At 55.3% G+C, this 26,836-nt stretch carries 21 protein-coding genes; 9 read left to right on the forward strand and 12 right to left on the reverse strand.

Annotation, left to right across the window (positions count from 1 at the left end):
- Positions 1-5 precede the first annotated feature (5 nt).
- The 3 genes from C5Y96_RS22055 to xseA all read right to left on the reverse strand — a co-directional run bounded on the left by C5Y96_RS22055 (position 6) and on the right by xseA (position 2,602).
- Positions 6-902 carry a polyprenyl synthetase family protein gene (locus C5Y96_RS22055; protein WP_105357915.1) on the reverse strand — a complete coding sequence of 299 codons (897 nt, stop codon included), beginning with the start codon at positions 900-902 and terminating at the stop codon, positions 6-8.
- A gap of 90 nt (positions 903-992) precedes the next feature.
- On the reverse strand, positions 993-1,358 hold the full coding sequence (xseB, locus tag C5Y96_RS22060) for an exodeoxyribonuclease VII small subunit (protein ID WP_105357917.1): 366 nt from the start codon (positions 1,356-1,358) through the stop codon (positions 993-995).
- A 20-nt stretch (positions 1,359-1,378) separates the two neighbouring features.
- The gene (xseA, locus tag C5Y96_RS22065) at positions 1,379-2,602 is read right to left on the reverse strand and encodes an exodeoxyribonuclease VII large subunit (RefSeq protein ID WP_105357919.1); all 1,224 of its coding nucleotides are present in this window, start codon (positions 2,600-2,602) and stop codon (positions 1,379-1,381) included.
- Between the two features lie 178 nt (positions 2,603-2,780).
- Here xseA and C5Y96_RS22070 point away from each other — a divergent pair, with 178 nt between their 5' ends.
- Complete coding sequence (locus C5Y96_RS22070) at positions 2,781-4,580, forward strand: NPCBM/NEW2 domain-containing protein (protein ID WP_158261364.1); 1,800 nt, start codon at positions 2,781-2,783, stop codon at positions 4,578-4,580.
- 10 nt (positions 4,581-4,590) lie between these two features.
- Here the strand turns inward: C5Y96_RS22070 and C5Y96_RS22075 are convergent, their stop codons facing one another.
- The 5 genes from C5Y96_RS22075 to C5Y96_RS22095 all read right to left on the reverse strand — a co-directional run bounded on the left by C5Y96_RS22075 (position 4,591) and on the right by C5Y96_RS22095 (position 11,836).
- Positions 4,591-5,445, reverse strand: coding sequence for a lysophospholipid acyltransferase family protein (locus tag C5Y96_RS22075; RefSeq protein ID WP_105357923.1), 855 nt, complete (start codon positions 5,443-5,445; stop codon positions 4,591-4,593).
- Positions 5,446-5,476: 31 nt separating this feature from the next.
- On the reverse strand, positions 5,477-6,355 hold the full coding sequence (dapF, locus tag C5Y96_RS22080; RefSeq protein WP_199188758.1) for a diaminopimelate epimerase: 879 nt from the start codon (positions 6,353-6,355) through the stop codon (positions 5,477-5,479).
- Between the two features lie 258 nt (positions 6,356-6,613).
- Positions 6,614-6,955, reverse strand: a complete 342-nt coding sequence (locus C5Y96_RS22085; protein WP_146115766.1) for a hypothetical protein — start codon at positions 6,953-6,955, stop codon at positions 6,614-6,616.
- Positions 6,956-7,191: 236 nt separating this feature from the next.
- Positions 7,192-10,425 carry an AsmA-like C-terminal region-containing protein gene (locus C5Y96_RS22090; RefSeq protein ID WP_105357927.1) on the reverse strand — a complete coding sequence of 1,078 codons (3,234 nt, stop codon included), beginning with the start codon at positions 10,423-10,425 and terminating at the stop codon, positions 7,192-7,194.
- A gap of 109 nt (positions 10,426-10,534) precedes the next feature.
- Entirely contained in the window at positions 10,535-11,836 is a 1,302-nt protein-coding gene (locus tag C5Y96_RS22095) for an ArnT family glycosyltransferase (RefSeq protein ID WP_105357930.1), read from the reverse strand.
- Positions 11,837-12,168: 332 nt separating this feature from the next.
- Here C5Y96_RS22095 and C5Y96_RS22100 point away from each other — a divergent pair, with 332 nt between their 5' ends.
- A complete protein-coding gene (locus tag C5Y96_RS22100; protein WP_105357933.1) occupies positions 12,169-13,767 on the forward strand; it encodes an MFS transporter in 1,599 nt (532 codons plus the stop codon).
- Positions 13,768-13,919: 152 nt separating this feature from the next.
- Here C5Y96_RS22100 and tilS read toward each other — a convergent pair whose 3' ends face one another.
- Positions 13,920-15,065 carry a tRNA lysidine(34) synthetase TilS gene (gene tilS, locus C5Y96_RS22105; protein ID WP_105357935.1) on the reverse strand — a complete coding sequence of 382 codons (1,146 nt, stop codon included), beginning with the start codon at positions 15,063-15,065 and terminating at the stop codon, positions 13,920-13,922.
- A 596-nt stretch (positions 15,066-15,661) separates the two neighbouring features.
- Between tilS and rny the strand changes: the two genes are divergently transcribed.
- Together rny and C5Y96_RS22120 are read left to right on the forward strand one after the other, a co-directional pair.
- Positions 15,662-17,212 (forward strand): ribonuclease Y, encoded by a 1,551-nt coding sequence (gene rny / locus C5Y96_RS22115; protein ID WP_105357940.1) that lies wholly within the window; start codon positions 15,662-15,664, stop codon positions 17,210-17,212.
- Between the two features lie 27 nt (positions 17,213-17,239).
- A complete protein-coding gene (locus tag C5Y96_RS22120) occupies positions 17,240-18,052 on the forward strand; it encodes a TIGR00282 family metallophosphoesterase (RefSeq protein ID WP_105357942.1) in 813 nt (270 codons plus the stop codon).
- A 13-nt stretch (positions 18,053-18,065) separates the two neighbouring features.
- Here C5Y96_RS22120 and C5Y96_RS22125 read toward each other — a convergent pair whose 3' ends face one another.
- Positions 18,066-18,947 (reverse strand): hypothetical protein, encoded by an 882-nt coding sequence (locus tag C5Y96_RS22125; RefSeq protein ID WP_105357944.1) that lies wholly within the window; start codon positions 18,945-18,947, stop codon positions 18,066-18,068.
- 185 nt (positions 18,948-19,132) lie between these two features.
- Here C5Y96_RS22125 and C5Y96_RS22130 point away from each other — a divergent pair, with 185 nt between their 5' ends.
- Entirely contained in the window at positions 19,133-19,504 is a 372-nt protein-coding gene (locus C5Y96_RS22130; RefSeq protein WP_146115767.1) for a hypothetical protein, read from the forward strand.
- 98 nt (positions 19,505-19,602) lie between these two features.
- Positions 19,603-22,665, forward strand: a complete 3,063-nt coding sequence (locus C5Y96_RS22135; protein ID WP_105357949.1) for a PVC-type heme-binding CxxCH protein — start codon at positions 19,603-19,605, stop codon at positions 22,663-22,665.
- Between the two features lie 14 nt (positions 22,666-22,679).
- Here the strand turns inward: C5Y96_RS22135 and C5Y96_RS22140 are convergent, their stop codons facing one another.
- Both C5Y96_RS22140 and C5Y96_RS22145 read right to left on the reverse strand, forming a co-directional pair.
- A complete protein-coding gene (locus C5Y96_RS22140) occupies positions 22,680-23,114 on the reverse strand; it encodes a hypothetical protein (protein ID WP_105357951.1) in 435 nt (144 codons plus the stop codon).
- 48 nt (positions 23,115-23,162) lie between these two features.
- Entirely contained in the window at positions 23,163-24,038 is an 876-nt protein-coding gene (locus C5Y96_RS22145) for a DUF1559 domain-containing protein (RefSeq protein WP_105357953.1), read from the reverse strand.
- Between the two features lie 519 nt (positions 24,039-24,557).
- On the opposite strand from C5Y96_RS22145, the gene C5Y96_RS22150 reads away from it, so the two are divergent.
- The 3 genes from C5Y96_RS22150 to C5Y96_RS22160 all read left to right on the forward strand — a co-directional run bounded on the left by C5Y96_RS22150 (position 24,558) and on the right by C5Y96_RS22160 (position 26,805).
- Positions 24,558-24,992 carry a DUF2752 domain-containing protein gene (locus C5Y96_RS22150; protein WP_158261366.1) on the forward strand — a complete coding sequence of 145 codons (435 nt, stop codon included), beginning with the start codon at positions 24,558-24,560 and terminating at the stop codon, positions 24,990-24,992.
- A 59-nt stretch (positions 24,993-25,051) separates the two neighbouring features.
- A complete protein-coding gene (locus C5Y96_RS22155; RefSeq protein ID WP_146115768.1) occupies positions 25,052-25,723 on the forward strand; it encodes a hypothetical protein in 672 nt (223 codons plus the stop codon).
- A gap of 137 nt (positions 25,724-25,860) precedes the next feature.
- Positions 25,861-26,805 (forward strand): alpha/beta hydrolase, encoded by a 945-nt coding sequence (locus tag C5Y96_RS22160; protein ID WP_105357961.1) that lies wholly within the window; start codon positions 25,861-25,863, stop codon positions 26,803-26,805.
- The last annotated feature ends 31 nt before the right edge of the window (positions 26,806-26,836 follow it).

Here is a 26,836-nt window from a genome sequence, read left to right on the forward strand (position 1 = left end):
GGCGATCAGTGATTCCTTTCCAGCACGTAATGAGCCAGGGAAATGAGGGAGTCGCCTCCACTAGGCAGTTTGGCTGCCGCTTCACATGCCTGATGGACTAATTGTTCCGCTTTTCGGCGGCTTTCTTCAATCCCCCAGACTCCTGGGAAGGTCATTTTGCCTTTGTCGGCATCCTTACCCACGCGTTTGCCCATCGACTTCTCATCCCCTTGAACATCCAACAGGTCGTCCGTGATTTGAAAAGCCAAGCCCAGGCAATCGCCATATTTAGTCAGAAGCGTCAACAACGTTTCGTCCGCCCCGGCGACAATTCCGCCCAGACGAAGCGAAATGGTAATCATCGCTCCGGTCTTTCGCCGATGAATGGCCGCCAGGTCGTCGGCCGTTCCGTCAAGTTTCTCAAACCGGAGGTCATCGACCTGACCACCAACCAGTTGGCTGGCACCGGCTGCATAGGTCAATTCGCGAAGGCATCTTCGAGATTGTTCGGCGTCGACGATTTCCGTGGCTAAAACCTCGAAGGCTCGCGTCAGCAGGGCATCGCCAGCCAGGATTGCCGTTGCTTCGTCGAACTGACGATGACACGTAGGCCTCCCACGACGCAAGTCGTCGTCATCCATCGCCGGCAGGTCGTCATGGATCAACGAATACGCATGGATCATCTCGACGGCACATGCCGGAGCGATCGCTCGCTGTAGGTCAGAACCGCATGCTTCAGCGGCCAACAACGCCAGAACGGGTCGCAACCGCTTGCCGGGCGCGAGCAGACTGTAGCGAATCGCTTCGCGCAGACGCTCGGGGCAATCTTGGTCGAACTCCGTCAGTCGGTTCAGAGCCGCGTCGATTTCGGGTCGGAGTCGCTGGGAAACTTCCCGAAAGGTCTCGGTCGACACTTCGGCCATTCTCAATCCTGGGTCGTCGTGGGGGAATCTGGGCAATCGCGGCATATTTTTCGGCGGCCTCCGAGCCGCATCCCGCTGCAACATCCGATTTTAGAACAACTTGCGATCGTCGTCCACGATATCCGAGCTTGATTTACCCCCAGTTTTCTTGGAACTACCCCTCCGTTGAGCCCGCGATTGGGCCTTCTCGTCGAGCGTTAACGGCTCGTCCTCAAAGGGTTGAGTAACGGGGTTTCCTTCCGCATCCACACCCGAAAGAAGTTCGATCTTACGTTCGGTCGTTTTCAGAACACTGTGGCACTGCTTGAGGACCTCGATTCCGCGCTGATATTTTTCGAGCGCAGCGTCCAGGCCCAACTGTCCCCCTTCTAGCTGCTGGACAATTTGCTGCAGTTCTTCCAGCCCCTCTTCAAACTTAGGGGCCGGCTGTTCGTCGCTTTGCTTCTTAGTGGCCAATGGTCATTCCTTGTGGGATTTCATAGGACGCGGCTGCGGAGGCGTCCTTTTTCCAAGATGGTTTCTATTTCGTCCCCCGGCTGCACCTGGGACGGATCGCGCAAGACTTCCTCGCCTGCGGTCCGCGTCACCGAGTAGCCGCGCGACAGGACCGCTAGCGGCGACATGGCTTCCAACTGTGCGGCACGGCGAGCCAAGGCTTCTTGAGCTTGCTGCAAACGATACAGCATGGCCCGGGTTGCCGCGGCGTCTAGCTCGTCGAGCGTGCACTGGTGGTCGTGCACGATCTCGAACGGATGAGTGAATACGCGGTTGCGGGAAAGGAGTTCCAACTTGGCAGCGGCTCGGTCGTAGGTTGCCCGAAGTCCGGTCGCCAGTCGCGACTGCATGCCATTTAAGCGATCTTGAATCTCAGGCATCGATGGCACTGCCAACTCAGCGGCTTCACTGGGGGTTAATGCCCGCTTGTCTGCGGCGAAGTCGGCCAGGGTGACGTCGATCTCGTGCCCAACGGCTGAGATCGTGGGGATTTTAGACTCGGCAATCGCCCGTACAACAATCTCTTCGTTGAAGCACCACAGGTCTTCCATGCTGCCACCACCGCGCCCTACAACCAACACGTCGGGCTTCACAGCCAACTGATTGGCTCGTTTAATACCGGCGGCGATTTCCGCGGCGGCACCTTCCCCCTGAACGCGGGCCGGGATGATCAACACCTCGACGTTCCGCCAACGCCGGTTCATCACTTCCAAAAAGTCACGAACCGCAGCCCCGGTAGGGCTCGTTACGAAGGCGATACGCTTGGGGAACTTGGGAATCGGGCGTTTACGATCTGCCTCAAATAATCCTTCAGCAGCCAGCTTCTGCTGTAGTTGCCTCAGCTTGAGTTGCAGGGAACCGACACCTCGCGGCTCCATCTCGCGGATCACCAGTTGGTAACTTCCGCGCGGCGGATAGACGTCGAGTTGGCCGAAGCACAAGACTTCCTGGCCATCTTCCAGGTCGAAAGGGAGCTTCGCGGCCGTGTTGCGCCACAAGACAGCCCGGATCTGGGCATCATCGTCCTTTAAGGTCAGATAGACGTGCCCTGACCGTGGCTGAGAAAGATTCGAGATCTCGCCCGAAACCCAGACCGGTGGTATCGCCATTTCCAGCGTCCCCTGTATCAGGGCCGTCAGTTGCGAAACGGATAACACAGGCGGCTTCTCGCCGGGACCATCCCATTGTGCGGTTTCGGCGTCCATGTCGATTGTAAAACTTTGAAAAAATCTATTTCCTTCGCACCACGCGAGGTCTCGATGATAGAACAGATTTCGGTAAACCGGAAGACACAGGACGAAGTAAGGGAGGACAGAACGGCCACCTTAAGCTAATATATGAATGTGCGCAACTGCCTACTTTCCCCCCTCGGATCCCTCCCCCATGCTGAAAACCGTTCTTGCGTTTTGTTTGTTGGTGATCACCAGCAGCACCGTTCAAGCCGACGAAACTTCTGTGGCAAAATCGCTGCAATCACGCGTAAAAGCATTTCATGCGGATGCTCCGAAGGAAGAACTCAAACTGAGGGTCATCTACTTCCATGCGGCCGACCGCGAGCCGCTGTCCGACTACCAGGATCGCCTGCATCGAATCGTTTCCGACATCAAGAGGTTCTATGACACCGAGTTTACCCGGATCGGGCTAACCGACATCGAACTTCCGATCGAGATGGAGTCGGGCAAGCTCAAGCTTCATACCGTGAAGGGCCTGGAAAACCATGATGGCTACGACTACAAGTCGGGGCAAAAGATCCTGCGAGAGATCACGGCCAACCTGAAAGGAGTGATCGACCCGGAGCGAGAATTCCTGCTTGTCCTGTGTGGTTTGTGCGACAAGCGAGAAGACGGATCGTATTTCTTCTACTCGCCTTACTACGGCATGGGAGCCAATCAAACCCGCGGCATCTGCTTTGCCGCCGACTGTGAAATGTTAGACACTCGGAATTACAAGAAGACCGAAGAATGGTTTCGTTACGATGAACACAACGGCAAACACCGCCGCACGCTAGGGGACTTCAACAACCTATACATTGGCGGAACGGCCCATGAGCTCGGTCACGGCCTAAGCTTGCCGCACAACCGAGAGCTTCCTACAGAAAAGCGAAAACTGGGTACGGCCCTGATGGGGTCGGGCAACTACACCTTCCGCAAAGAACTGGTCGGTGGAAAGGGAAGCTTCATGACGCTCGCCAGTGCGACGCGGCTGATGTGCCACCCGCTGTTCACCCAGAGCAACAAATCACGATTCGACCGAACCACAATCGACGTCTCGGATATTGAATTCACCAGTAGTGGCAAGGCCCTTACGGTGCGTGGCAAAGTCCAATCGAATATCGAACCGTTCGCTGTTATTGGCTATAGCGATGCGGAAGGGGGGGACAACTACGACGCTTATCAATGGACTTCCGAAGTCGCTCCTGACGGTACGTTTGAGGTAACGCTCGACGTCCACAAGCCTGGCAACAACGCCCTGCGATTGAGCTTCTGTCACGTCAACGGTGCGACCAGCAACGCAAGCTATGCGTTTACAGCTAATCAGCAAGGTGAACCCAACATCCAGGTCCTGAAAGATAACATGGCGATCGCTTCTCTTGAAAAAGAGATGCTTTCGGGAAACATCCTTCAGGCACGTGAATTCGCCCAGCGATACCTGCAGGCCAACCCGCAGACCGAACTAAAGCCGATGTTCGATTACGTCGATGCATTCCACACTAACCCCAAGCTCGTCAAGCTGGCCCAGGTCACGCAAAACGAAGTCTTCCTCTCCGATGCCGAAGCAACCAGCACCAAGGTCGGCTACGGACGCCCCACGCGAAACAGCTATGTACCGATAAAAAGTCGCCAAGACGGCGGTTTCTTCCTTCGACCAGGCGGACAATTTCACGCCCATGGCTTTTATGCACACGCCCCATCGCGGTTTACCTTCGATCTCAATGGAGAATGGAAGAAATTCACCGCAGTGGTCGGCATGCAAGGTGGTGCCTGGGGAACCGCTTCGGCCATCTTTATCGTGAAAGGGGACGGTAAAGAACTCTTTCGTTCCGACAAGCTGCGAACGACCCATGTCGAAAACCTGGATATTGACGTCTCGGGCATCAAGCAGTTGGAGTTGATCACCGAAACAGGCGAAAGCAACAACAGCGGTTGCTGGTCGGTATGGGGATCGCCAAAGCTTAGCCGCTAAGTGGCGCTAACTACGAAGCCGAGCGAAACGGCAAGATCGTGGGCTCGGCTTGTTCTTCAACAACGACTCGTTCGGTTGGCTTTGCGACCAGGTAATCACGCTGCGCTGCCTGGAGCCAGAATCGCCCCTTGGCCGAAGTTTCCTTCTGCTTGTCGAGCGGCGTGGACGTGGCGAAGAAAGAGACTTCGTTTTCACCGGGCAAGTGCGACTCGGCCCATTTTTCCGCGGCCACAGTCAGGTGATTCAAAACGCGTTCGACTTCCACACGGTGAAACTCGACGTCTTCCTTGGAAAGCTTGCGCGGGATCTCGATGGCCTGGCCCATGATCATCCGTGCCCGAGTGAAAGGGCGGGGCACGGCGAACTTGTCCCAGGTCCCGAGACGAAAAGGGCGGTCCATCCCAAATCCCATCGGGATGATGGGCATCTGCAACTTCGAGGCGAGATAGATCGGTCCCTGCGCCATCTCACGACGAGGTCCTCGTGGTCCATCAGGTGTGATCGCCAGATGCTGACGGCGCGAAACTTTGATCAACTCTTTCAGTGCCGCGATACTTCCCCAATTGGAAGAACCTCGGACCGTACCAAACCCCATGATCGATGCAGCGTGGGCCAGCCACTCGGCGTCGCGATGCCGACTCAAAAGCATCGAGAGATTGCAGTGCCCCCTTAGCGCGAAGGGGATCAGGATGTACTCGTGCCAAAAAATATAGATGCCACGCCGTGGACAAAACGGGTTGGCTGGGTCGTTTTGTGCCTGAACATACATTGCCCGCACGTCGAGCGTACTCATCATCGATTTGACCATCGTCACGAGGGCAGCGCCCCCAGCGCGGGCAATCCAAGTAGGATGAGTTTTTCGCATGGCTTCCTTGCCTTATGCAGTGGGTTCGACGTTAGGCGAGTTGAGAATACAGGGGCACGCCATGCGGGACTGGCCAGACTCCGCTGAAGACTTCTTCGGCAGGCCCCGTCATATAAACGTGATTGTCCGATTCGTTCCAGTGCAGTTCTAAATCACCACCGAGCAGATGATTCAAAATCCTTCTTTCGAGCTTGCCAGTCAGCACGCCGGCGACACAAACGGCACTGGCCCCGGTTCCGCAGGCAAGTGTTTCACCGCTGCCGCGTTCCCACGTTCGCTGACGAACTTCGGTCGGACTGATGATCTCGATGAACTCAACATTCACGCGTGCAGGGAACTGAGCCGCTTTCTCGATCTGGGGTCCGATCTTCAAGACCAGGTCGTCGTCCGCTTTGTCGACGAAGATAACGCAGTGCGGATTGCCCATCGAAACGCAGGTCACTTCAAACTCGCGTCCGCCAGCTTCCAAACGTTGCAAGACAACCGGAGTTTCACCGAACGTTGTGGGAATCTTGGCTGCATCAAGGATCGGCTCGCCCATGTTCACGGTAACGCGTTTGGCCAGATTGCCGTCGGTCTCTAGCTGCACCGAAAGGACACCGGCACCCGTTTCGAGGGAAAGCTTGTCCTTCTTGGCGATACCGTGGTCGTAAACGTACTTCGCCACGCAGCGAAGACCGTTGCCGCACATTTCCGCCTCGGAACCATCCGCGTTAAACATCCGCATCCGAGCATCGGCGACCTCAGACGGAGTGATCAAGATCAAACCATCCCCGCCAATTCCGAAATGCCGATCCGAAACCAACGGTGCCAACGTTTCCGGCGGAGCAGGAAGTTGTTCTTCAAACAAATTCACATACACGTAGTCGTTTCCGGCTCCGTGCATTTTCGTAAAACGCAGTTGCGACATCAGGTTTCCAGGCAGCGGTGTAAAGTGATCGGTGCAGTGAAGTTCATATCCTACCGTGAAGAGGGCTAAAAGGTTAAGACCGTTCGCCAGTGATGGCAAATACGATAGAAATTCCGCACTGCCCATGAAAGGGGCAAAGACTTTCGAAACGAGGGCGATCTCGAATCAGGCGTTTCGCCTATGCAAAGACGCTAAGCCCTTGACTAACAAGCAGATAGAAAGCCAGAAAGGAAAGAACGGCCGCTAACAGAGCGATTGTCAGCCGCTCAGGTCGATTTCTCGTCCTGTGATTCCGCTCGGATCTTTCTGGACGCTCGATTCGTAAGTAGCGTCCCCTTCGAGTTCAGCTTCCGGTTCGTCCGAGTCATGGCCAGGGCGTTCCCAGGCGCGTCTTCCGTCTGCGTCTCGGTCTGAAGCCTTCTCGCTTTCGTCCGGGTCACCAATGCCAGCGGCTTTTTCCGCTTTCTCGGTCGAGTCGACCACGCGGGCGTGGGTGCTGGTCGCCTGCTGGGCTCCGGTTACATCCGAGGAATTGCGCTGGGCTAGATTGGTAGCCGCAATCGAACTGGCTATCGATGCCCCCATCGGTCCTACGCTCATGACTTCGATCCTCGGAGTGCCCCAGGCGATGCAGGCTGGAAGTTGCCCGCCGGCACTCCCCTCAACACTTTAGGGAGTGCTCTAGGGTGAACCCTTGGTCAGGTTCCCCTACAAGTCAAACGACTACGGATGCATGAAGGCGAATCGAGGTGATTTCCGCGTGAATATTGCTTCTATTTGATATCATCGTCACGTCTTCCCCCCATCTTAAGGAGACTTCCGAGGGGACATTCGTGCTAGCGAGGAATCGAGTTTCCACGACGAATGGCCGCTGGCGAATCCGAACTGGGAGGCGAGCCGATAGGAAGACGTACGGCTCTCGCCGGAAAAAGTTGTTCCAGAGTTTCATTGACCATGGGGAAAATTTCTTGCTCGGTCGTCGGATTGTCGACCGTTCCCCCCACATGGATCACCATCAAGCTGCGACTGGCCTGGCCAATCATCTGGCGAACGACCGGCACGTCGAACGTTTGGTTGCCGAACTCGGTGTAGAAACGCATGCTGATCTGGCCATCAAGATTGGCCTCGCCGTTCCCTTTCAAAGAGAGCGCCTCGCCAGATAGTCGCATGTCGTCTAGATAAACGTAGTTGCCGGCGACGCGGTATTTGATGTCGGCCGAGTTGAACGCATTGGTATCCGGAAACCGCGCGTTGAGCACGTTCAGCATCGCGACGGCCAGCGGCAGTTGGTACATGTTGGCATCGCGTAACTGCAAGGAACCTGTACCGTCGTAGGTATGCGTTCCTTCCATCGTGCCGGTCAGGCTGATGTTACCAAACAGGCGTCCCGACGTTTGCCCACGGTTCTGTTGTCCCAGGTCAATCAGCATCTGTCCGACGGTACCGTTGACCAGCGTCACGTCGGTTTGAAACGGCTGCGTTCCGGCCAGTTGCATACGACTATCGATCGAGATCACGCCGCCAAAGGTATTCGCGGTGACATGCCGCGGAGGCTGATCTTCCGTTCGAGGGACATGTCGACCGGTAAGAAACTGCGTTTCATCAATCCAGAACGGTCCTCGGACGTTCGATAGTGGAATACCACGGGAGGTGACACTATCTAAGTGAAATTCACCAAACGACCGAGCCCCGGACTCATCGGACTGCCCCTCGAACCGGATTGCTCCGTAAATGTTGCTGATGATGGCACCGCGTCGGATCTGTCCGCCGGCCATGTGCACGGTCATATCCCAGTTCATTTGAACCGGACGACCTGGGTTAGGATTGGAAAGTACAACCACGCCATCGGCATGAAAGAGGGGACCTATTTGCAGTTGCTGCAGTGACGCCTCGAGCTTTTCCGGAACCGCTAACAACAGGTCACGATCGACCACGATGTTTTCGATGCGCAAACCCTCGAACCGAATCTGCCAACGTCGGTCTTCGGGGAAGAAACAGCTACCGTTGGTCGAAACACGCAGGTCGCCATGACGCGCGGTCATCTGCTTGAGAGTGATCTGCCCGTTACGAAATTCGACACTGCCGACGACTTCGTCCAGCACGTACGGAAAGCCAACCGGCTCGACCGAGATCGCACGTCCTGAAAGATTTCGGCTACGCTCCCACTTCTGAGCATTCACCCACAGGTCGCAATCACCGGTCTGGTTAGGCCAATGCAGTTGGACGTCCATGTGATCGATAGAACCGCGAGGGCGAAGTTGATCCCAACCTTCCTGCGCCGAGCCTGGAATGGCCGATTTAAGTTCGTCATCCAGGGGAACGTCTTTGCAGGCAAATGATAGATTCAGGTCGCCTCGTTTATCGCCGGGAACCTCTCGCCAGGTCCCCCGGCATGTGATGTGCCCACTGTCGTTGTAGCCTTGCAACTGCTCGATAGTGACGACCCCATCCTTCCACTCGATCTGGCCGTTGATTTTGGAGATGGGGTAGGGAAACTTCTCGTATTTGACCGACGCGTCGATGATTTCCATCCGCAGCGTCTTATCCGGCTTCTGCTCTGGCTGGCTGTGCGTGACGATGGTGAAATCGACATTGGCAGCCCCCTGCAGATGGAAGGAACGTGCCACGTTGCAGACATCTTCCTGAGCCACATGCAGCGCATGCTCGAACGTCGAATCCCAGTGAACTGGGTCAAGCGAACGAACACGTATCGGTCCGCTGCTGTAGGGACCAGGATCCATCACGCTTCCCACGATCGCAATTCGCGACTTGCCGGCGTGAGCCAGCAGATCAATATCGAGCAGGCGATCCTTGAAGTCGATCTTTCCCCGAGCGTCGGTCACCGGGTACGGGAACTCCTCGAAGACGAAGTTCGTGCCGCGACAGTTCGCATGGATCTCTGGGATCCACTTCTGACCATCGAAGTCAAGCTTCACCGACGCATCGAGCGTCCCTGAGGGTTGATAGCGTCCCCAACTTCGCTGCATACCACTGGGCAGCATGCTGGCCAGCCCCTGGTGCAGGGTAATGTTCTTGAGTGTTGCCGAAACATGCACAGGGCTGTTGGCCTGCCAACCGTTTCTCGAGAGAGACGCACTGACCGAGCCATTCTCATAAAATGCAATCAGCTTCTCGACACGTATGCCAGGAGGCGAAGCGATAAGGCGTCCCTGAATACGCTCGACCGTGCCTGGAATGCGAGGATCGCTCCACGTTCCTTCCCGCACGTCTACGGTGGCCAGGTAGTTAGTAAGTCCGCTTGAATTGCCCGAGACCTGAAAAGAGGCATCGGCCGAAGCTTCAAGATGAACCAAGTCCTTGATGTGGTTCTTCCACTCTTCAGGGCAGAGTTTCCACAGGTCGTCATCGATTTGAAGATTCGAGATGTTTCCCTGGGCGGCGAATGACTGGGCCGTTTCATCGATCAGCCCGGTAACCGTAGCCGACTCCCAGTTCTGACAGTTGAGAGTTGCCTTGATTCGTTTCTGGGTACGCGTTTGCCCGGCGAATTCCCCCATACCAGGAGCCGCTTCGGTTTTGATTTGAAAGTTGACGTTGTCCAGAATTCGCCGCACGTTTCCCCCGCGACGATCGGCCAGCAAGAGCGACGCATCGAAGACTTCGATCGCCGGGTTGTCGTCTCCCCATTTGGGCATGGGAAAGAGATGCTTCAGATTCGTGCTTCCATCGGTATCGATGGTGGCCGTCAACCGGGGACGTCTCGCCACGATCTTGTCGACCTGGAAGTCGCCAGAAGCGAGTTTGCGAGGGTCGGTCGTGCAGTAGACCATGATCTCGTCGACCGACACCATTTCTTGCGATTGGTACAGGCTCGACCGCTGCGCCAGCGATAGGCCACGGATCTCGATTCCTTTCCCTTCGATAAACCGAGCCGAGCGAACCGAGACCAACAGATGGCTATAGTGACTGGCGAATTTCTTCTCGACATGCGATCGAATTTCGTTATTCAGGTTGTGATAGAGATACAACCCGAGCGCGCACGCCAACACGGCCACGGTTAACGTGGTCCATTTGATGAAACGGCACGAAGCAGAAAAAAAACGACTCACCCGGGATGGAATCCTTTCCAAACGGTCAGATGTCGCTAAATCTTGGCAGAATCAGGCCTTCTGGTAAACGTCGGTTTGGGCGCTAGCAAGGGTTTTCTAGCACTCAATTTCAGTTATCGGCAGGAGCACCAGTGGTGGATCGCTGCAGGTAAGTTCTCCACCAGCCAGCAATCAAGCCAGCACTGAGGATCGCCAGGGCTAGCATGGGCGGCTGTCGATACCGAATCGAACTGACGAAGACCATGTGCAGGCAGCAATAATAGAAGATAGGTAAGGCTAACAGAAAATAAACCCACATCCGTCGGGCATACAGCACCATAGCAAGCAGACCGGTTAACACGATTGGCATATAGCCCAAAGCCGTCAAGACATCCATTTTGCCAATCACTGCCGGATCGTTCCCCAGCGGAGTCCAGTAACGCCACAATTTAACGCCAGCCAGATGGAACACCTTGGCAGGGTTTTGTTTGGCCCATTCGATCGAAGCCTGCTTCATGCGGTCGTCGAGACGCGATTCAAATGTCCCAGGCAGGGGGCCATCCATGCCTGCTTCCTCGGCCGCCAAATCGTGCTTGAAACCGGCAACGTAGCTCATATCGCTCGCACCAGTGGCCATGGGACTGATCCCATCGTACAGACTCGCTCCAACCTGAAGCGTCGTCGGCACGAATTTGCCGACCACCACGTAGTTGCGAACCCACCATGGGGTAAGCACCAATACTGCCACAATCGCGGCGGTGGCATAGGTGAGCACCTGCTGTTTGCGATGACCATAAAACAGTAGCCCAATCGGTGCCGCAAACAAGGGAAACATCAGCCAGCTAGGCCGTATCAAAATCGCCAGGCCGAATGCCAATCCGGAAAGAGCTGCGAACTTCGTCCGGCGCGAGCCATCTTCTGCCTGCAACGCGAGAATGAGCCACCCAAGATTCAAAAGCATGAACGGAACGAACGGGGCCTCGCTCAAGATGAAAACGCTCATCGCGATCGCCCCGGGGTAAAGGGCGACGAGCAAAGCCGCCACCACCGCAGCCACAGGATCGAACAGCATCCGGGCAATCCACGCCGCCAGCCAGATTGCGAGCGTCCCGCAAACAATCCCGATCAATCGCAGGGCAAGGGTAGGGGGCTGATCGGTCAGCCAGTATGCCGGAGCCAGAAGCAGTGGATAGCCAGGCGTTCGCGCCACCTGGGCATCTCCGTAGACAAAGTCCTCACCTCGGGCGAGATGCTGAGCCAACACTTCGTAGCTGAGACTATCTCCGAAGAAAAAACGGTCCCCCTCGGGAATTCTCGACTCCCACCAAACGGCCGCCCCCAGTCGAATCACCGCCCCGAAAACAATGATCGCCAGCAACAGCCAGCCGAATTCTCGTTTTTGAGGCTCCGCAACTTGTTGGTTACTAGACATTTAGGTGACCGGCAACGTGAGGAGGATCGTGCTTTTAACGATCCGGCAAAGGAGAACACTGGCAAACCAGGTAAACTATACGCGTTTGTGCAATATTAGCGCCTTAGGGGAAATCTTGCCCGAAATCACCCCAGGACAATAGTTTACTTCCATGAACGAGTCGGTATACTCGGACTGCCACGCAATATGCGAGGCACAAATTCACGTTTTTCTCGTCTTATCCAGTTCCACCCCATGAACTGGTCAAACTCGATCTAGTACTGCCCACACCAAGAGCGGTCGTCAATACTGCCCCCCATTATGCACAGTTTTGTGTAGGAGATTTTCTTCCCATGTCCAATGATACTTCCGCTGCCAGCCCGACCTATCATCGGATGGCACTTCTCATTGCCAGCTTTATGACCCTGATTGCCGCAGGGGTTGGTTTTGGTGTTCGTGCTGGGATTTTGAACGACTGGGCCACTCGCTATGGTTTCACCAAGGTGGAACTCGGAACGATCACCGGCGGCGGTCTGGTTGGCTTCGGTTTTACGATTATCTTCTTCAGCTTTTTGGCCGACAATCTGCTCGGGTACAAGAAACTGCTGGTCTTGGCGTTCGTGCTGCACGTTCTGTCGGTGATCATCACCCTGGCTGCGACCCCTGTGTTTGGGATCGCCGGCAAAGATGCTACCTACTGGTGCTTGTACATCGGCGTGTTCATCTTCGCACTTGCCAATGGTGTTTGCGAAGCGGTAATTAACCCACTGGTGGCGACACTCTTCCCAAAAGAGAAAACACACTATCTCAACATCTTGCACGCAGGCTGGCCGGCTGGTTTGATCATCGGCGGCATCATCGGCTACATGTTCTGTGGCGACAACGCCGCGATCAGCCACTTGCCATGGGAAGTGCCGCTGGCGATGTACATGATTCCGACCCTGGTCTATGGCTTCATGGTGCTGAAGGAAGCATTCCCACCATCGGAAGCGGCTGCCGCTGGTGTCACCACCAAGGAAATGCTGCTGCAGTTCCTCTCGCCGCTGCTGTTGTTCCTGTTTGTGATTCACGCGATGGTGGGTTACGTGGAACTGGGTACTGACAGCTGGATCACCAACATCATGGAAAATGTGATCTCCGGCAAGGCGTTCCTGTTGTTCATTTACACTTCGGCGATCATGTTCGTCCTGCGATTCTTCGCCGGTCCGATCGTGCACCAGATCAATCCGCTGGGCCTGTTGTTCGTCTGTGCCATCTTTGGTTGCAGCGGCCTTTATTGGCTGGGGTCGGCCAACACTGGTTGGGCGATTATCGCTGCGGCCACCGTTTACGGCCTGGGCAAAACCTTCTTCTGGCCAACGATGCTGGGCGTGGTGGGCGAACGCTTTCCACGTGGTGGTGCCATCACGATGGGCGTGATGGGTGGTATCGGGATGCTCTCGGCTGGTCTCTTGGGTGGTCCAGGCATCGGCTACAAGCAAGACTTCTTCGCTACGCAGAAGATGCAGCAACTCGACGATGCCCTGTTCGAGCAGTACCGCTCGCAAAATCAGAAGGCGTTTCTCTTCTTCCCTGAAGTTTACGCATTGGACGGTGCCAAGGTTGGTGTGCTGAAGGACGACGGCGCGGAACTGGCACGTCGCACAGAGATCGAAACCAAAGAAGGTAAGATTTCCGAAGAAACCAAGGCCCTCAACGCCTGGTGGGAAGCCAACAAGCCATCTAGCCCGGAACAACGCCAACACGAAGTCGAAACGATCGAAGCGGCCAACATCTACGGCGGTCGTATGGCACTGAAGTGGACGGCCATCATCCCTGCGACGATGGGGCTGTGCTACTTATTGCTGGTGATCTACTTCTGGACCCAGGGTGGTTACAAGCAGGTCGTGCTGCATGGCGAAGAGTCGGAAACCGAGCAGTACACCGGCGGCGTCCAGGGACCTGTCGAGTAAGACACTGCCTCTATTCCGTTGAACGAAAAACTGAAAAGGCGAGCCTCACACAGGCTCGCCTTTTTTCGTGTCTGAAACTGCCACGCGAGGAGCCGATTCCTACAACGAGCGATCTACCAATTGAACCAACGATAAGCGAACGGCCTACGCGTCTAACGCTTCAGAATCAACACATCCGCCTCGCGTACAGCCCGAATAGCTCCCGGCAACACATCAGCCACGGCATCCGTTTGCCCGAAGGCCAATTCACTTAGTTTTTGCCAATGCAACTGCGTCATGTCTTGCCGCGGCCATTGCTGTTCACGCCAGACGCGAACCAATAGCTCTCGCACCAGGTAGGGCCGGGCACCCTTCAATTTGCTGAGGTCGATATGTACGGCACTCGAATTGGCGATCGTGATCACGTCCTCCATTAGCTTGTCTACCAGGTCATCGATTACTGCCTGACACTCGGTTGCCTGCTGCGAGAGACGATATATGGACTGATCCACCTGATCACCGAATGCTTCCCGCAGCTTTGGCAACAGATCGTTGCGGATCTTATTTCGGGTGAAGTCGTGGCTGGCGTTGGTGGCATCCTCGCGCCACGGCTGGCTAATCGAATTCAGGTAATCGATGATCTCGTTGCGCGTGAACGGAAGCAGAGGGCGCACCAACCCCACCCCCGGCAGCCACTGGCGGGCCTGGGCGATGCCTTTTAAGCCGGCGATGCCTGTTCCCCGCAAGATACGGTGCAGGACCGTTTCAATTTGATCGTCTTGATGATGGGCGGTTACCAGGTAACGGGCCTCGACCTTCTGGGCTACTTCCTGAAAGAAGTCGTAGCGGGCCTCCCTGGCGGCAGCCTCCAGCCCGTCGGCGGTTCGCTCTGGCGAGAGAGCTTCGGCGGAAAGCGAAAGCGTGTGTACGCTCAGCCCCAAGCTTTTGGCCGAATCAACCACAAACCGCTGGTCATCGTCCGAGGCCAAACCACGCAGACCGTGGTTCACATGCACGACGTGCAATTTGCTTCGACCGGTCGGGTCGACCGAGTCGGACATAACCCGGAGTAGAGCCATGCTATCAGCCCCGCCCGATACGGCGACGAGGGTGACTCGCCCATGCCAGGCTTCGGGCGGCCAGCTTTCTAGAAATCGTTGCGGAAATGTCGACATGACTTGCGGATTTGGCAAACGAAAGGCCACCAGGTTCGAGATAATTAAGATGGACTCCCGCAAGAAAAAAATGAATGCTTCCCTCCGACGGGGAACTCTGTTAATATAACGTGAACGGGTTAGGCGCACTACCATTGTGCGCATAGCCCAACGATTGTGTTGACCTAAGCGTTTAACGAGACTTGGCAAACACGTTTGCCAGACGATCGATTAGGGAAAGCTCAGTCGATGTGCCGGATTGGTAAATCCTCTAGCCCCATTTGGCTTTTCGGAGGGCAGATAAGCGTGCAACTACTCCTTCTTTTTCTGATACGGCTCCTTCTGGCGCTTTGTCCATGGAAGGTAGAAATATTGAGCCCTGCTCGCGTTCGCGCGAAATCGGCCCAGCGACACGCAAATTCTCAACGAGAAACCGCAGTGGTTCATTTGCCACTGCTTGGTTGGCTGGAAATTGACGCCCATCTTCTTCCTCATGACGCCTGCCAGCGAGCCCGACAAGGCTCCTCGAAACGTGCTGGCCCAGTCTCCGGAGATTCTTCCGGAAAACGATCTGACTACTGACCTTCCAGGGGCATACTGCGCCCGGGGTTTTGTCGTTCGGGGGAACGAACCAGCAAGTCTGGCACTTCGATAGCCTTCTCGACGTCGTGTCGGTGCATCACTGATGACGCACCGACTTTCCGTCTGCAAAATGCTGCCACGTTAAACGCTATTCCATCCAGCTACAGGAGTAGTGGAACGTGTCCGGGTTTTACTATGCATTGACAGCGGCAATCGCGGCAATTGGAGCCGCTTTGCTCGTCAAGTTTATTGATCGGCTCCGAAAAAAGGACGTGGAGACCGAGGCCCAACAGATCCTGGAAAAAGCCAAGCAGGATTCTGAGAACCTCAAAAAAGAAGCTTTACTCGAAGCTAAAGAAGAAGCTCTACGCCAGAAAACGGAAGCCGAACGCGATCTTTCTAAACAACGAGACGAAATCCGCGAGCGCGAGAAATCGCTCGACCGCCGGGAAGAATCGATCGAACAACAAGCGACCCACTTGCGCAAGCAAGAGAACATGGTCGAAACCACCCAGCGGCGTCTTTCTGAAAAAATTGAAGAGAACGACAAACGCTCGACCAACCTCGAAAGCATCATCCGCGATCAGCAGGAACGTCTGCATCGCATGAGTGGTCTGAATGCCGAAGAGGCCAAGAGCGAACTGCTCAAGCTTCTCGACCAGCAACTTCAGTCCGAAACCGGCGCGATCGTGCTGAAGCACCAGCGACGAATGGAAGAAGAAGTTCGCCCCATCGTTCAAGACATGCTGCTGACGGCCATGCAGCGGTTCGCCGCCGCGCACACCGCGGAATCGACGACCAGCACGGTCGACATCCCCAGCGATGAAATGAAAGGGCGAATCATCGGCCGCGAAGGCCGCAACATTCGCAGCTTTGAAAAAGAAACGGGCGTCGACGTGATCATCGACGATACGCCCGGCGTGGTGATCGTCAGTGGCTTCGATCCGGTCCGCCGGGAAATTGCCCGGCAGTCGCTCAACAAGCTGATCGCCGACGGCCGCATTCACCCTTCGCGTATCGAAGAAGTGGTCAAGGAAACCCAGTCCGATATCGAAACAACGATTCGGAAAAAAGGGGAAGAAGCCACTACCGAAATCAACGTGATGGGACTGCACCCACGACTGATTGAGATGCTGGGAAGACTTCACTTCCGCACGAGCTACAGCCAGAACGTGCTGCGTCACAGCATCGAAGTCGGTTTCATCGCTGGCCTGCTGGCCGAAATGATCGGCCTCGATCCGCAAATTGCCCGACGCGCAGGTTTGCTGCATGATATCGGCAAAGCGGCTGACCACGAACTGGAAGGTGGCCATCCCAAGATTGGTGCCGACCTTTTGAAGCGTCATGGGGAATCCCCCGAGGTCGTTCATGCGGCGTTTGGTCATCACGACGAGATCATCACCGAGTACCCTTACACGATGCTGGTGGCTACGGCGGATGCCTGTAGCGCCTCGCGACCAGGTGCTCGCCGTGAAACGCTCGAGCGTTATATCAAACGCATGGAGGAACTCGAGTCGATCGCCACTGGCTTCCATGGCGTCGAGCAGGCCTTTGCCATTCAAGCGGGTCGCGAGCTTCGCGTGATCGCTTCGGCCAAGGAAGTGAACGACGAGATGGCCGCCAAGATTTGTCGCGACATTGCCAAGGCGTTCGAAGAACAGCTGACGTATCCCGGCGAAATCAAGGTCACCATGGTCCGCGAGTCCCGATTCACGGAATTCGCTCGCTAACTACTCATCACGGAAAGGTTGTACCCCTTGAGGATTCTGCACATCGGAGACATCGTCGGGAAGGTCGGTCGTGACATCGTTCGCGACGTCGTTCCAGGCCTCCGTGAAAAGTACAACCTTTCCCTGGTCGTGGCCAATGCAGAAAACGCGTGTGGCGGTTCGGGATTAACACCGGCCGCCCATCGCGAACTGATCGATGCCCGCGTCGATTGCATCACCATGGGGGATCACATCTACCGGCGCAAGGAACTTAACAAAACCCTTGAGTCGCAGCCCAATATCGTGAAGCCGGCGAACTACCCGGCCTCGGCACCCGGCAAAGACTTTGCCATCGTTCAGTCGAAGGAAGGTCTGCGTGTGGCCGTGATCAGCGTGATGGGGCGGGTCTTCATGCGTCCTGTCGATTGCCCTTGGACTGCGATTGATCGTGTTCTATCGCAGATTCCTTCCGATATCAAAATCCGCTGCGTCGATTTCCATGCCGAAGCGACCAGCGACAAGCAGTTGATGGGTCGTCACCTCGACGGACGTGTCAGCTACTGTCTTGGCACGCATACGCACGTTGCCACCGCCGACGAGCAGATCTTCCCTCGAGGGACGGCGTTCATGTGCGACGTCGGCATGACCGGGCCACACGAGAGCATCATCGGTCGGCGTATCGATCGTGTTCTGGAAACGACGATCACCTTCCGCCCCACGCTGTTTGACGTTGCTAAAGACGATGTACGCCTGAACGGGGCCATCGTCGATGTCGATCCGCAAACCGGCAAGGCGACCGCTATAGAACGTCTGCAAGTCCGTGAAAACCAGGTCAAAGAGCTGAAGCTTCAACGACCGTAGGCCGATCGTTTCTTTACAGTCGCAGCTTCTTAGTCAGCATCTCGGTTTGCTCGTCGGTCAGCGGTTCCCACTTGATCTCAACGCTGGGCATGGCTGCCTTGAGCTTTTCGACATCGGCTTCCGAGATATCAACCTGGCTGATGATCAGCATCTTCAGATTAGGCAGATCCTTGAGCTGCGCAACGGCGTCGTAATTCAGTCGAGCTTCGGTCAGTTCGATCGACTCCAGCGAAGGAATCTTGGCCAGGACCGCAATCGAATCGTTATTGAAGCTGGCTGGCGTCTCCTTACCCCAGTTTGGCAGCCGTTGCCCCAAACGTACCGACTTCAAATTCGTCAGCTTCGCCAGGTGCTTCAAGCCGTCGCTCGTTTCGGTGTTATGCCACTCGCGAAAACTTTCCAGTTGGGTCAGTTGCCCTACCGCTTCCAGCGCTTCGTTGCCTGCGGTTGCGCCGGCGAACGTGAGCGACCGGAGCTGTGGCATGGCTTTCAGATGGGCCAAACCTGACCCATTGAAACCTTCCAGCTTGCGGGACGGGTGAAAGATCGAAAGCTTCGTCAGCTTGGGAAATGCGGTAAAGTGCTGGTAACCATCGTCGGTCAACACACTGCCGTTGATCATGAACGATTCAAGATTCTTTAACCCCGAAAGCATCTTCAACTGCTCGTCGTTCAACTCTTTCCCACTGAGCGATAGAGACTTCAGCGTCTTCAATTGACCGATAAGCTGATACTCCTGGTCGGTGTAGCCATCGCAGTTGGCCGACAACGAATAGACGGCTCCATCACGCACTTGGACTTTCGCGTTGATCTTGTCGAACGCGGCCTGGTCCGGTTCGGCTGCGAGAACGAGTACAGGGGTCAATACGATCAGAAGGGAAAATAGAGTCTTCATAAAAGCTCCTTGAATGATGAGTCAGGCGTCGATTATAGCCCACGACGCCCCAACCATTTCAACCAAAATCGAGCCTGTTTCCCGACGAACACGTAGAATTAACGACAGCAGGGGCAAGGCCACTCATCTCGAGGAGGTGCCTTATGCCCCCATCTGACAAATCGCCTTGCAAGAAGTGCGGAGCGATGATCCTTCCATCCACTTCCGCACAATACGGAGGTATCTGTGCGAAGTGCCACCAGCGGCCAAAACGCGGCGGCTTTGTCGAAATCTTCGACGTCCTCATAGCTCTCTTATTTCCGCTTGTCATGATTGCCGTGTTTATCTTTGGTATCCCGCTGGGGCACTACCTCTTTTTCGGCGGGCGCGACACGGACCTGCACCGCGGCATCACGAAAACCGTGACGCTGGTGGCGGACGTTCCCAACGTCGAACTCAATGGTAAACCAGCGAGAATTACCACGCGTTATCTCGTTATCGAGACGGGAAACGGGGAAACCGTTTGGATCCCCGACGAAAATGTCGCCGGGGTTGAATTTGAATCACAAAGCAACTGATATCTCGAATTATCAATATAGAACTGGACTTCACGGCGGAGGCAGGCTAGAACTGAAATCGTTCCGGCCTGCCTATCTCATTCCTACCAGTGATCGCCATGATGTACCGAAGTCGATCGATCGTCGCAGCCACGCTTACCCTCGTTGTTAACGTCGCCACTTTGGCATTCGCCCAAGAGGACAACACGAAAGCCAAGTCGCTCGATGCGGCAAACAACGAAGCCGTTCGCGAGCATATTCGCAACTTCGAGGGACGCGGGCAAACGGCCGACTTCTCGGTGCCGGCCCTTACCCCCAAACAGGCAGAAGAGGCATTTGTCACGCCGGACGACGTGACGATCAAAGCGGCTCTTACCGAACCTGAAGTACGCCAACCGGTGTGTATCAACTTCGACGAGAAGGGACGCATGTGGGTCGTGCAGTATCTGCAGTATCCTTTTCCGGCAGGGCTGAAGATCGTGAAGTACGACGAACACCTGCGTGCCGTTTTCGACAAGGTTCCACCGGCACCACCCCATCACGATCGTGGTGCTGACAAAATTACCATTCACGAAGACACCGATGGCGACGGCACATTCGACAAGCACAAGACATTTGTCGATGGGCTGAACATCGCCACCAGCGCGTTGCCTGGCCGCGGGGGCGTTTGGGTGATGAATCCTCCGTACTTGTTGTTCTATCCAGATGCCAACCAGGACGACGTTCCCGACGGAGATCCCGAAGTTCACCTTTCTGGCTTTGGCCTGGAAGACACCCACGCGGTTGCCAACAGCCTGACCTGGGGCCCCGATGGCTGGCTGTACGGAGCCCAAGGCAGCACGTGCTGGGCAACCGTGAATGTGTTGAAGAATCCCTCGCAAACGCCTGTCCATTTTAAAGGACAGGGGATTTGGCGTTATCATCCCGAAACACACCAGTTCGAGATCTTCGCGGAAGGGGGCGGCAACACGTTCGCCATCGAGTTTGACGCCCAAGGGCGACTCTACTCAGGCCACAATGGAGGCAACACACGCGGTTTCCATTACGTGCAAGGAGGCTACTATCAGAAGAGCTGGGGCAAGCATGGGGCACTGACCAATCCGCATGCCTACGGCTTTTTCCCAGCCATGAAACATGCAGCGGCAGAGCGGTTCAGCCATACGCTTGTGAAGTACGAAAGTGACACGCTGCCAGAGCGTTACCACGATCACCTCGTCGCGCTGGTTCCGCTTCATAACTATGTCGCGGTCTCTAAGATGTTGCCGGATGGCTCCACTTGGCAAACCGAGGATCAGTTTCATGTTATCGAGACGGATGACATTTGGTTTCGCCCGGTCGATATCAAAGTCGGCCCCGATGGCTGCATTTACGTGGTCGATTGGTGCGATACACGCCTGACGCATGTCGACCCGCGTGATACGTGGGATCGGGCACGGGGAAGAATCTGGCGAATCCAACCCAACCAGTACGCACCTCAACCACCGGTCAATCTGCGTGACCTATCGACCCCACAGCTAGTCGAAAGACTCGCCAGTGGAAACAAGCTAACGCGACAACTGGTGCAGCGAGTTCTGCGTGAATCAGGAGATCCCAATGCAGCAAATCAACTGAAAGAACAACTTCCGGCGGCAGAGGGCCAACTGGCTCTTGAAACCCTCTGGGCGATTGATGGCCTGGGGCAATTCGACATCGAAGCTGCCAAGCTCGCACTGGCCCATCGCGATCCCCATGTTCGCAGTTGGGGCATACGTCTTCTCTCCGAGGATCAAGCGCAGTCTCTGTCCGATACGCTGTTTTCCCTCGCATTGAGTGAAGCACATTCCGAAGTATGTAGTCAACTGGCTTCGACGGCCAAACGAATTCCTGGACCGGTTGGCCTGGAAATCGCTCAACGCCTTGCTTCACGTGACGAGTTGGCGAACGACCCGCACATTCCACTTCTAACATGGTGGGCGATCGAAGCCCATGCCGATGACTCGTCACTGGCGGTTACCGACCTTGCCCATGCGTTGTCCTCAACCCAAATCGGCAGTCAGATCGTTTTGCCGCGTCTTGCTCAGCGTCTGGCCGCTGTGGCAGATACCGGAAGCCTGTTGCGACTTGCTCAGCTCATTCAAAGCGTCGATGACTCAGCAATTCGCACGAAGCTGCTGGAAGCGGTCGACGAAGCGTTCTCGGGAAGAAAGATCGATCAGTTGCCAGAGGAACTGCGAGAAGCGATTGTGGCCTCTGCCTCCGGAAGCTCAACGGCCCAATTAGCGCTGCTGGTTCGTGCAGGGCAAGGCAAGGCCGAACAGGCGGCGATTGCCACGATCGTCAACGAGAAGAAACCCCAGAACGAACGCATTAAGTTCATTCAACTCCTGGGACAGGTCGGTTCGCAAGAGGCACGCAGTGCACTTCTCAAGCTCGCGACTTCCTCCGCGCCTCCCGCCATACGCATTTCTGCGATCAGCTCGTTAGGCTCATTCGACGACTCGAACATTGCCCAGCAGTTGCTCACGCGATACCCCAATGAGCCTGATTCGATTCAGTCGGCCATCATCGACAACGTCACCTCCCGTCCAGCGGCTGCCCACCAACTGCTCGATGCGATCGAAGCCAAGCAAGTATCGCGACAGGCCGTATCGGTTGACCTGTTGGAAAACCTGAAACTGCACGGCGACGAGAAACTGAATGATCGGATCGCCAAACTGTGGGGAGCCACCAGGGCCACGCCAGCCCAACTGGCACTGCAACTTGAACAGACGGCAACGCTATTGAAGACAGGGCAGGGGACCTCCTCAGAGGGTAAGCTGCTGTTCACCAAACGGTGCGGCACGTGCCACAAACTGCACGGCGAAGGCGCGGAGATCGGACCAGATCTGACCGGCTACGAGCGAACCAATCTCGACTTCATGCTGCTTTCGATCGTCGACCCAAGTGCCGCGATTCGGGAAGAGTACACCAACTACCGCGTCCTGACAGTCGATGGTCGCGTGTTGTCAGGCTTCCTGAAAAACCAGGACGACAAGACGATCACCCTCCAAAACGCTGACAATCCGGCACTCGTGATTTCACGCGAGGAAATCGAGGCCGGTCCACTGGCGATTGATAAATCGCTGATGCCGGACCGCCTTCTGGAAGACTTGAACGCGACGCAAATCCGCGACCTGTTTGCCTATCTTCAGAGCCAAAAGTAGCTTCCTCCGCAGGGCTACTTCTTCCCCGTCAGATCAAAGTCGATTTGGTTATCGCTCGCAGTGACTTCAATTTCTTCAGAGTATTTAAGTTGCTGCGGCTCGGCGGCACGAGCACGCGTGGTTTCTGCGTCTTCGGCTGTCATACCACTTGTGTTCACCGTTTTCGGATCGACTCTGGGAACGAAGAATTTCACTTCGTGAGTTCCCAACATGGCACCATCTTCTTCACGGGAGAATTTTGCCGTATATCGCCCCTGGGCATCGGTCGTTGCTGTCGATGAACGACCGTGCGCTGGGTAGAACTCAAGAATGACACCTTCCACAGCGGCCCCGTCTTTCGTGACCGCTCCCTGAACGGGATGAACACCAGGCGTTCCTGATGCTCCACATCCCCATGCCGAGATCAACATCGCAGCGACTAAGCCCGTACCTACAATCTGTGTTCGCATGTTTCTTTCCAAGCGAAAAACAAGTGTCAATAGAACCGCATTGCCGCCCTAGGGAGCCTGAATGACTTCGCCGCCCGAAATCGTGCCAAACGCTTCGTAGGTGGCTCCGTCAATCGTTTCTGGTAGAAATCGAACGCTTCCGTCGACCAGCAGAAACAGCGCGCCGCCAGGGTGAAACGATGCATAGGCGCGATCAGGACGCGTACCACCGCTCTTGTTGATGGGATAGGCATCGTCGGCGGGGGAGAAAGCTCGGTCAGGATAACCTACGTAGTCGGTTCCTACCCAGCACGTTGCGAATCTCTTCGTTAGGTTCTTTGCCGAATCGGTTTCCCCGACACAAACCGTGTTGGATGTCCCATCGGTCACGTCACGCATACGACGCGAAAAGTTGGTTCCAAACATGCCGTTGAACGAAGTCTTGTTGTAGTCGTTGTCAGCCGGCAAAACACTACCGACGCAGCCTTTGTAGTTCGACTTCGCCATATCAGTGTTGTATTCCTGCTGCTTCGCCGGCCCCGGGTCGGATGGACAGACGTAAGCATCCAGGATGGTCGCTCCAACGCCATTGGCAGACCTGTCATATTCCCAGTTATTCGCCGCCCATTCAATCTTCAACTGGTCGTAAACCGCTCCCTGCTCAATGTAAGGAAGCAAAAAAGCAGACCAGATCGTTGGATCCCAACCGTTGGTAAAGTGGGTATGCTTTACCGCACCAATCGGAAAGCCCAAATGCGTGTCGTGGTAGTTGTGCAGACCTAGGCCAAGCTGCTTCAGGTTATTGCTGCACTGCATTCGTCGGGCAGCTTCACGAGCCTGCTGAACGGCGGGCAAAAGCAACGCAATCAGAACGCCAATGATGGCAATAACCACCAGAAGTTCTACTAACGTAAAACCACGACGTGAAACGAAACGTGATACCATCCGATGCTTGCTCCAACGGGAAGAGGAAATAGATTGATTCAGGGAGATCGAAATAACTCTTTCGCTATCAAGAAAAAGTCTCAAGGCTTTGATTTGCTCAGACATGGGGAGAATAAAATCAGACAGAAATTGCCCCAAGTTGCTTATCTAATCAAGCAAAAACCACCCCTTTGGCGTCGAGTTAATTTCTCGGGATATTTACTCATAATAAGCAGCATAACAAAGCTGTCAACCTAATTGCTGCGCAAATAAGCATATAAACACAAAGCAAGGCTCTATCACTCGGCATTGATCAAAGTTTGACCACATAGCTTGCTACAATTCTCAATAACCCCTTCATCCTAGCGGCCGAATCCTCATTTCATCTTGGGGTTATCTGCCGCGAATTGATCGATCGGTATGCGAGCGGCCGCTTGTTTAGTGGTCCACGGGACTGATAGCATCGGGAATGCGAATCTTGACTTGTTCGGTTTGCTGGTTTTCGGTATCGTTCGCGCCCGATGGAAGAGCAATTGTGTCATGGCTGAATTGGCCACCATTTCACCACTTCGTTGGTATCAGCGAATCCTCATGGGAATGGGCGGAAGCATTTTAGCCATACTACTGGCAACCGCCGCATGGTTGACTCCTAGTGTCAGAGGGATGGGAACCCATCAGCAGTTAGGGCTCCCCCCTTGTACGCTCGTGCAGTTGACCGGAACCCGATGCCCTTCGTGCGGGATGACCACTAGCTGGTCGCACCTGATGAAGGGGAACGTTTGGGGCTCGCTCAAAGCGAATACCGCTGGTTGCGTGTTAGGCGTGATTGCTCTCTTCCTGGCCCCGTGGATGTTGAGCTCGGCCGTACTAGGCAGGCTCACCGTTGCGGCTCCTAGTGATGCGGTACTGATTACCATCACCATTCTGGTGGTTCTCGTCACGCTAGGTGATTGGCTGGTAAGAATCAACTTTTGACAAATACCTGACTTGCAAGAAGTAAGTCACTCGATAGATCACCACAGATGGACCAAGTCATGAGCCAAGGACGGTATCGACTTTCGCCCCAAATGTTCTCCGGCATTTTGCCACTGGGCCTGATCTGCGTGCTGCTTATTGGTAATAGCGGCTGCGTTGGCCTTCTGGCGGTGCTACTTCAAAAAGGGGACTTCGCACCGGCCAGGTTCAAAGGCCTGTCCGAACAGAAGGTCGCCGTTCTCTGTGTGGCTGGCCCTTCGTTCTATGCCGAGAATTCAACGTCACGCGATCTTGCCCAGAAAGTCGAAGCCTTGATCCTGGCAAACGGCGAAGAGGTGAAGATCATTCCGCAGCAAAAGATCGATGACTGGAAAGATCGCAGCGGTTGGGACAACATGGACTACCGCGAGGCTGGCAAGGCCCTGAAAGCGGACATGGTAGTCGCCATCGATCTGGCACGCTTCGAGATTCAGCCCAATCCAGGCGTTTACAAGGGTTCGGCCGAATATGTCGTCTCTGTCTACGATATCAATCATGACGGCAAGCTCGTCTTCCAGGACACGCCCAGCCAGCTCGAATTCCCCGTCAATGGGCTAGGCTCTAGCACGCAAAGTGAACGAGAGTTCCGCAATTCGTTCCTCCGCCTGCTCTCGCACCGAATTGCCCGCAATTTCTACAAGTACAACGTTCGCGAAGACTTGATGCTGGATGAGACGTTTGTGGCCAACTAAGCCCGGGCAAGCAACTTGCCCGAAAATTTGACCGGGTGGCAAACTGCGTCTAACATTTAGTAAAGTCAAATACGGACTTACGTTGCGTCGCATAGACGTCCTTTTCCGAACCCGACCCTTCAACCCATCCAGCCAAGATGCGTTTGCAAATTTTCTCGCTGATCGTGGCCCTGTGCGCCTTGTCGACCTTCGACCTTCCAATCGCTCAGGCTCAGCCTGCACCGAAGACTGGGGCACGGAAAGAAATTCCGCCTCCGGAAGCCGTTAGCGTGACCACCAAGGATGGCGTGATCATTCACGGAACTTACTTCGGTAGCAATCTCGGCAAGAAGGCGATCCCCGTCATCATGCTGCCAGGCTGGGAACGAAGCCAAAAGGATCTAACCGGGCTGGCCTTAGCCATGCAGAAGGAAGGCTTGGCAGTGATCACGGTCGACCTTCGCGGCCACGGTGCCAGCAAGTCGATCCAAGGCCCTGGGGGGCAGATCACTGAAATCGACTTGGATCGAATCCGGGCGAATGACTTCGATGCGTTTGTTGCTCAAGACTTGGAAGCCGTGAAAAGCTATCTCATGCAAGAGAACAACAAGGGCAACCTGAACATCGAGATGCTCACCATTATCGGCTGCGACTTCAGCGCGATCGCCGCGTTGAATTTTGCCGCTCAAGACTGGAGCTGGCCTATCCTGCCTTCGATTAAGCAGGGGCAAGACGTTAAGGGGCTCATCCTCATTTCGCCGCCCAAGACGTTTAAGGGCTTCAATGCGAATCGCGCACTGCAAACGCCGGTGCTTAAGAACGAACTGTCGCTCATGATCATCGCCGGAGAAGGAGATCGCACCAGCTTCAGCGACGCTAAACGCGTTTTCAGCACGATTGACAAAATTCGCCAGAAAGGGATGAGCGACCCCAAAGACCGCACCGTCTTTTTTGCGGGCAAGCCCAGTGCGGCAGAAGGAACGGACCTACTGGCCGACCCTCGTGCGAATTGCCTGAAAGATATCCTCTTCTTCACCAAGGTCCACCTGGCAGAACTTCAAGCCAACGATCCATGGACCGATCGCACGACGCCACTTCAGTAGACACAAGCCGAATTGGCAAACCGAAGCCGCC

Origin of the sequence: Blastopirellula marina (assembly GCF_002967715.1) — a bacterium.
Classification (GTDB): domain Bacteria; phylum Planctomycetota; class Planctomycetia; order Pirellulales; family Pirellulaceae; genus Bremerella; species Bremerella marina_B.